Genomic DNA, 6000 nt, shown 5'->3' with positions numbered 1-6000 from the left:
TTTCCATCATTTGCTTACAAACCGATAAGAAAGCTTCTGCTTTTACGTTGTGTCCTTCTGTTTGTACGCTTATACCTTCTGGCTTAATTCCGAAATGCATTTCGGCATCTTCTTCGTTTCCTAAAACGATATCACAGTAAGATGTTAATTCTGTCATTACAGATTCTCTATGTGCATCGTCGCAGTACTTCCAAAGTTTAGCTCGGTAATTTAAATCGGTTGAAATTGTGATGCCTTTTTCGCTAGCTGCTTTTACAGCTTCTAAACAAACATCGGCAGCTCCTTGAGAAATAGCTGGTGTTATACCTGTCCAGTGGAACCACTCTACTCCTTCAAAAACAGAATCCCAATCAATCATTCCAGATTCAATCTCTGCTATAGCTGAATGGGCTCGGTCATAAACTACTTTACTTCCTCTGCTTACTGCTCCTGTTTCTAGAAAATAGATTCCTAAACGGTCGCCACCCCATACAATTTTATCTACATTTACGCCGCGCTTACGCATTTCCATCATCGCACATTCTCCAATATCATTTTTTGGTAATCGGGTTACAAAATCAACTGGAACGCCATAATTCGCTAAAGAAACTGCTACGTTTGATTCCCCTCCTCCGTATACAACATCGAAACTACTCGCTTGCGAAAATCTTAAAAATCCTTGTGGGGCTAATCTTAACATAATCTCCCCAAATGTTACTACTTTACTCATTACTTTTAGCTTACGCTTGTTTTTATATTTGTTTTGTGTTTTAAAAATTAAAATATTCTTTGGCATTAAAATAACTGATATCTGCCACTATTTTACCTATCCACTGCATTTCTTCCCTTGGTAATTCACCTCGTTTTATTTCATCTCCAATAAGATTACAAAGAATTCTTCTAAAATACTCGTGTCTTGGAAAAGATAAAAAGCTCCTAGAATCGGTTAACATTCCTATAAAACAGCTAATTAAACTCATGTTAGACAAGGTGTTTAATTGCTTTGTCATGCCATCTTTTTGATCGAGAAACCACCAACCAGAACCCCATTGCACTTTTCCTTTTATGCTCCCATCGTTAAAATTACCAATCATGGTAGCCATAACTTCGTTATCTGCTGGATTTAAATTATATAGTATGGTTTTGCACAATTTGTCTTTACTGTCCAGAGTATTTAAAAATGCCGATAAACTTTCAGCTTGCGAATAATCGCCGATAGAATCCCATCCGGTATCTGGACCAAGTAAGGTATGCATACGCTTATTATTGTTTCGCAATGGTCCCAAATGAAATTGTTGTACCCAACCAAACTCGTGATAGGTTTCACATAAAAACATTAATATTGCCGTTTTAAACTTTAATATTTCTTGCGGCAGTAATGTTTCGGCTTTTAATTTTTTATTGAAAATGATATTTACTTCGGCTTCTGTATAGTTTTCAAAAGGCATCTGGCTTAAACCATGATCGCATAGTTTACAACCATTATTATTAAAAAATTCTATTCTACTTTTTAAAGCTTCTTTTAAAGCGGTATACGAATCAATATCGAGATTAGCAGCTTCCCCCAGTTCTTTTAAATAACTAAAAAAAGAATCGGCTTCAATTAACATGGCTTTATCTGGCCTAAATGCTGTACTTACTTTAATTTCGAAATCACTTTTAGCCAGGGCTTGGTGATGCACTAGAGTATCGGTTGGATCTTCGGTAGTACAAACAAATTCAACATTTGCCTTACGAAGTAAATTGCGACAGCTGTAACTAGAGCTGCTTAGCATTTCTGAAGTTTCTTGATAAATTTTATCTGCCGATTTTTCGTTTAAAATATCGTAAATATCAAAGTAACGAGCTAACTCCAAATGCGTCCAGTGATACAAAGGATTTCGCATAGCATAAGGCACTGTTTTTGCCCATTGCCTAAACTTTTCTTTATCGGGAGCATTACCTGTAATAAATTCTTCTTTTACACCTAAAGTTCTCATGGCACGCCATTTATAGTGGTCGCCATTAATCCAAACTTTTGTTAAGTTATTATAAACAGAATCTTCTAAAATTTCTTGAGGTGGTAAATGATTATGATAATCAATTATAGGTTGATTTTTAGAATACTCGTGATACAATTCTTCGGCATACTTATTTTCTAGCAGAAAATTGTCGTGAATAAACTTATTGCTCATAACTTAGTTTGATTGGTTTTTAAAATAGTCATCTCGATTCATTTTTTTGTTTATAAATAGAAATTTACACATTAATTATAACACGGATATGCTTTTTATAAAACCAAAATACAATCGATTGTATTTTTGCACTATTTTGGCTAAATATAAACAAATCTTGCATAAGTAGCGAAGAAACTCGATAAAAGGAAAAAAGCGCTTTTATCTTTAGTATAAAAGATTAAATCTCTCATAAAAAAACAACAGTTACAACTTATGCGATTAATTAATTTCCAAAGAATAATAATGGTTTTAATTATTCTTTGGAATATAAAACTTCTAACTTATTTTATTTTTTTACTCTTTAAGCAACGCAAATTCTAGACCCCTAAGTTCTGCAAGCCCACGTAAACGCCCAATACCAGAATAACCAGGATTGGTTTTTTTCTTTAAGTCATCTAGCATTTGGTGACCATGGTCGGGACGCATAGGAATTGCTGCATCTTTAAATCCTTCAGATTTTCTTCTGCGCTCCTCTACTAAAACCGATTTAATGACTCCGTACATATCTACATCACCTTCTAAATGATTGGCTTCGTAAAAATTACCTTTTTCGTCGCGTTTGGTACTTCTTAAATGAATAAAATGTACACGGTCTGCAAATCGGTTAAAAATTTGTACTAAGTTATTATCTGGGCGCACACCAAGCGATCCTGTACAAAACGTAATACCGTTTGCTCTATCTGGAACTTGAGAAAACAAATGGGCATAATCACTTTCTGTACTCACAACACGCGGAAGTCCTAAAATTGGATATGGCGGATCGTCTGGATGAATACACATAAGCACCCCGTTACTTGAAGCCACTGGAATAATTTCTTTTAAAAAAGACACTAAATTTTCACGTAACTTGTCGGCATCTATGTCTTTATAAGTATCTAAAATGTTTTGAAATTGCTCTAAAGTATAACCTTCTTCGGCTCCTGGCAAACCTGCTATTATATTATTAATTAAGGTGTTCTTTTCTGAATCAGAAAGACTTTCAACATAAGTTTTGGCTTCCTGCTTTTGCTCTTCAGAATATAAACTTTCTGCTCCAGGGCGTTTTAAAAGATAAAGTTCGAAGGCAGCAAAGGCTATAACATCAAATCGAAGCGCTTTCGAGCCGTCTTCTACCTTAAATTCTAAATCGGTACGTGTCCAATCTAACACCGGCATGAAATTATAGCACACAATGTTAATACCGCATTTAGCTAAGTTTTCAATACTTTTTTTATAATTTTCAATATAAGTTTGAAAATTTCCAGAGCGTGTTTTAATGTTTTCGTGAACCGGAATACTTTCAACCACACTCCATGACAACCCTTCGGCTTCAATGGTTTGTTTTCTTTTTTCAATTTCGGCTACCGTCCAAATTTCGCCATTTGAAATATGATGTAAAGCCGAAACTATACCTGTTGCTCCAGCTTGTTTAATATCTTGTAATGATACGGGATCGTTTGGCCCGTACCAACGCCATGTTTGTTCCATTTTATTATTTATTTAGTTTATTAAACACCACTATATGCACTAAAGCCTCCATCTATAGGAATTACAACACCTGTAACAAACGACGATGCTTCATCGCATAAATATAGCGTTGTACTAATTAAATCTTCTGGCTCACCATAGCGCCCCATTGGTGTTTGGTCTATTATTTGTTGTCCGCGTTGGGTTAACGAACCGTCTTCATTAGTTAATAAAGTTCTGTTTTGTTCGGTTAAAAAGAAGCCGGGAGCCAATGCATTTACCCGAATACCTACTTTCGAAAAATGAACCGCTAACCATTGTGTAAAATTAGAAACAGCAGCCTTTGCCCCACTGTAGGCCGGTATTTTTGTAAGCGGTGTGTAAGCATTCATTGATGAAATATTTAAAATGCTACAGCCTTTTTTACCAACCATATCTTTAGCAAAAATTTGGGTTGGTAATAAGGTTCCTATAAAGTTTAAATTAAAAACAAACTCAATGCCTTTAGGATCTAAATCGAAAAATGTTTTAAAACCTTCAACGGTACTACTTAAATCTTCTTGCTGAAAAAACGGATTTGAAGTGGTACCTAACGGATGATTACCGCCTGCTCCATTAACCAAAATATCGCATAATCCGAAGGCCGAATTAACTTCTTTTTTCGCTGCTTCCAAAGACTCTTTTTCTAAGACATTAGCTTTAACGCCAATGGCTGTTCCTCCATTTTTATTAATCTTTGCAGCTACTTCTTGCGCAGCTTCCAGATTTAAATCTAATAATGCAATTTTATGACCTTGTTTTGATAAGGCTACAGCCAAGGTGCTACATAATACACCGCCTGCTCCTGTTACTACTATTATTTTACTCATTATGTTTAGTTTAATTTTCGTGTGCGAACACGCAAATATAAAAAATGTTTTCGTGTTCGCACACGAACAGATAAAATATTTTACTAAATTGCAAAAAATATGATGCCTTTTTAATTAATTAACATGGTTAGGATTAAAGACATAGCGAAAGAAGCTAATGTTTCGGAAGGCACGGTAGACCGTGTTTTACACAATAGAGGTGGTGTTTCTAAAAAAACAGAACTTAAAATTAGAAAAATTTTAGAACGCAGAAACTACAGCATTAACCCAGTAGCAAGTGCATTAGCCTCTAAAAATAAATACGAGATTGCCGTTTTAATTCCTAATTACAACGACACCGATGCTTTTTGGAAAGCGCCTTATCTTGGTGTGTTAAAAGCAGCCGAAGAAATTAAAAGTTTTGGTGTTAATTTAACTATTTATAACTTTAATCAATTTGACCCAAAATCGTATTTAAAAGCCTTTCAAAAATTAATTAAAACACAGCCTTCATCTGTTGTTTTTGTTCCTATGTTTTTATCTGAAACATCTCGTATCGTATCACAGTTAGAAACTCAAAACATTCCTTATCAATTTTTAAATATTGATGTAGAAAACCATAATAATTTAACTTACGTTGGCCAAGACTCGCTTATGGCAGGAACTATTGCTGGTAAATTAATGCACCTAAGCGCAACAACTAACAAATATTTAATTATACTTTCCAGAGAAAACAGAACGGATAATAATGCCATATCTAAGCGTGTAAAAGGCTTTCAAGATTATTTTTTAAAAAACAATTTAGAACACGCTATGCACACTTTAAAAGTTGATGGTTTTAATAACAAATTAAATTTAGCTCAATCGGTAAACGACGTTTTAAAAAAGCACAGCGATATTTCTGGAATTTTTGTTCCTTCGAGTAGAATTTCTGCTTTAGCCAATAACGTAGACAACATCGCTAAATTTACTTTAATTGGTTTTGATAATACTCCACAAAACGTAGCCTGCTTAAAACAAGAAACGGTATCGTTTTTAATTTCGCAAAAACCTTTTGAACAAGGTTACGAGTCTATTAAAATTATATCGGACTACTTAACAAAAACGAAAAAACCGAAACAAAAAATATACTTACCTATTGATATTTTAATTAAAGAAAATGTAGATTACAACGATATGAGCCAGAATTTGTTTGAGGAAGATGTAACAATTTAAAATCTCTTTTAAATTACAAAAAAGAATTTCTACCCAAACAGCACGATAAAATTACCCTAAAACAAAAAAGCATCCCAATTCCGAAACTTCGGAAAAGGAAAGCTTTCCATTGGTTTAACTACTTAAACCTTCAGTAAACACAAGGTTTACTGAACAACACAACTTCTTTTTATTGCCAAAAAAAGCCTTAACAAGTATTAAGGCTTTTTAGCAATATTTGCGGTCTGGACGGGACTCTTCAATCTATAAATAATAATCCTCACTAGCAGACAATTACGGAGATTCCTATTGTAATG

General features: G+C 34.2%; 5 protein-coding genes. 1 reads left to right on the top strand and 4 read right to left on the bottom strand.

Going from position 1 to position 6000, the window contains the following annotated elements; genetic code table 11:
* From LG651_RS04750 to LG651_RS04735, 4 genes are all read right to left on the bottom strand, one after another.
* Window positions 1–709, bottom strand: a 709-nt coding sequence (locus tag LG651_RS04750; RefSeq protein WP_226694997.1) for a sugar kinase, incomplete at its 3' end; no start/stop codon positions are given.
* Between the two features lie 40 nt (window positions 710–749).
* Window positions 750–2153, bottom strand: a complete 1404-nt coding sequence (gene uxaC, locus LG651_RS04745; protein WP_226694996.1) for a glucuronate isomerase — start codon at window positions 2151–2153, stop codon at window positions 750–752.
* Window positions 2154–2489: 336 nt separating this feature from the next.
* Window positions 2490–3662: a mannonate dehydratase gene (gene uxuA, locus LG651_RS04740; protein ID WP_226694995.1), complete on the bottom strand. Its 1173-nt coding sequence runs from the start codon at window positions 3660–3662 to the stop codon at window positions 2490–2492.
* A 20-nt stretch (window positions 3663–3682) separates the two neighbouring features.
* Window positions 3683–4525: an SDR family oxidoreductase gene (locus LG651_RS04735; protein WP_317197710.1), complete on the bottom strand. Its 843-nt coding sequence runs from the start codon at window positions 4523–4525 to the stop codon at window positions 3683–3685.
* Window positions 4526–4633: 108 nt separating this feature from the next.
* Between LG651_RS04735 and LG651_RS04730 the strand changes: the two genes are divergently transcribed.
* Complete coding sequence (locus tag LG651_RS04730; protein WP_226694993.1) at window positions 4634–5704, top strand: substrate-binding domain-containing protein; 1071 nt, start codon at window positions 4634–4636, stop codon at window positions 5702–5704.
* The last annotated feature ends 296 nt before the right edge of the window (window positions 5705–6000 follow it).

The organism is Neotamlana sargassicola (assembly GCF_020523965.1).
Classification (GTDB): Bacteria; Bacteroidota; Bacteroidia; order Flavobacteriales; family Flavobacteriaceae; genus Neotamlana; species Neotamlana sargassicola.
Note: the sequence above shows the minus strand (reverse complement) of the source record. Positions and strands in the feature narration are given on the sequence as shown.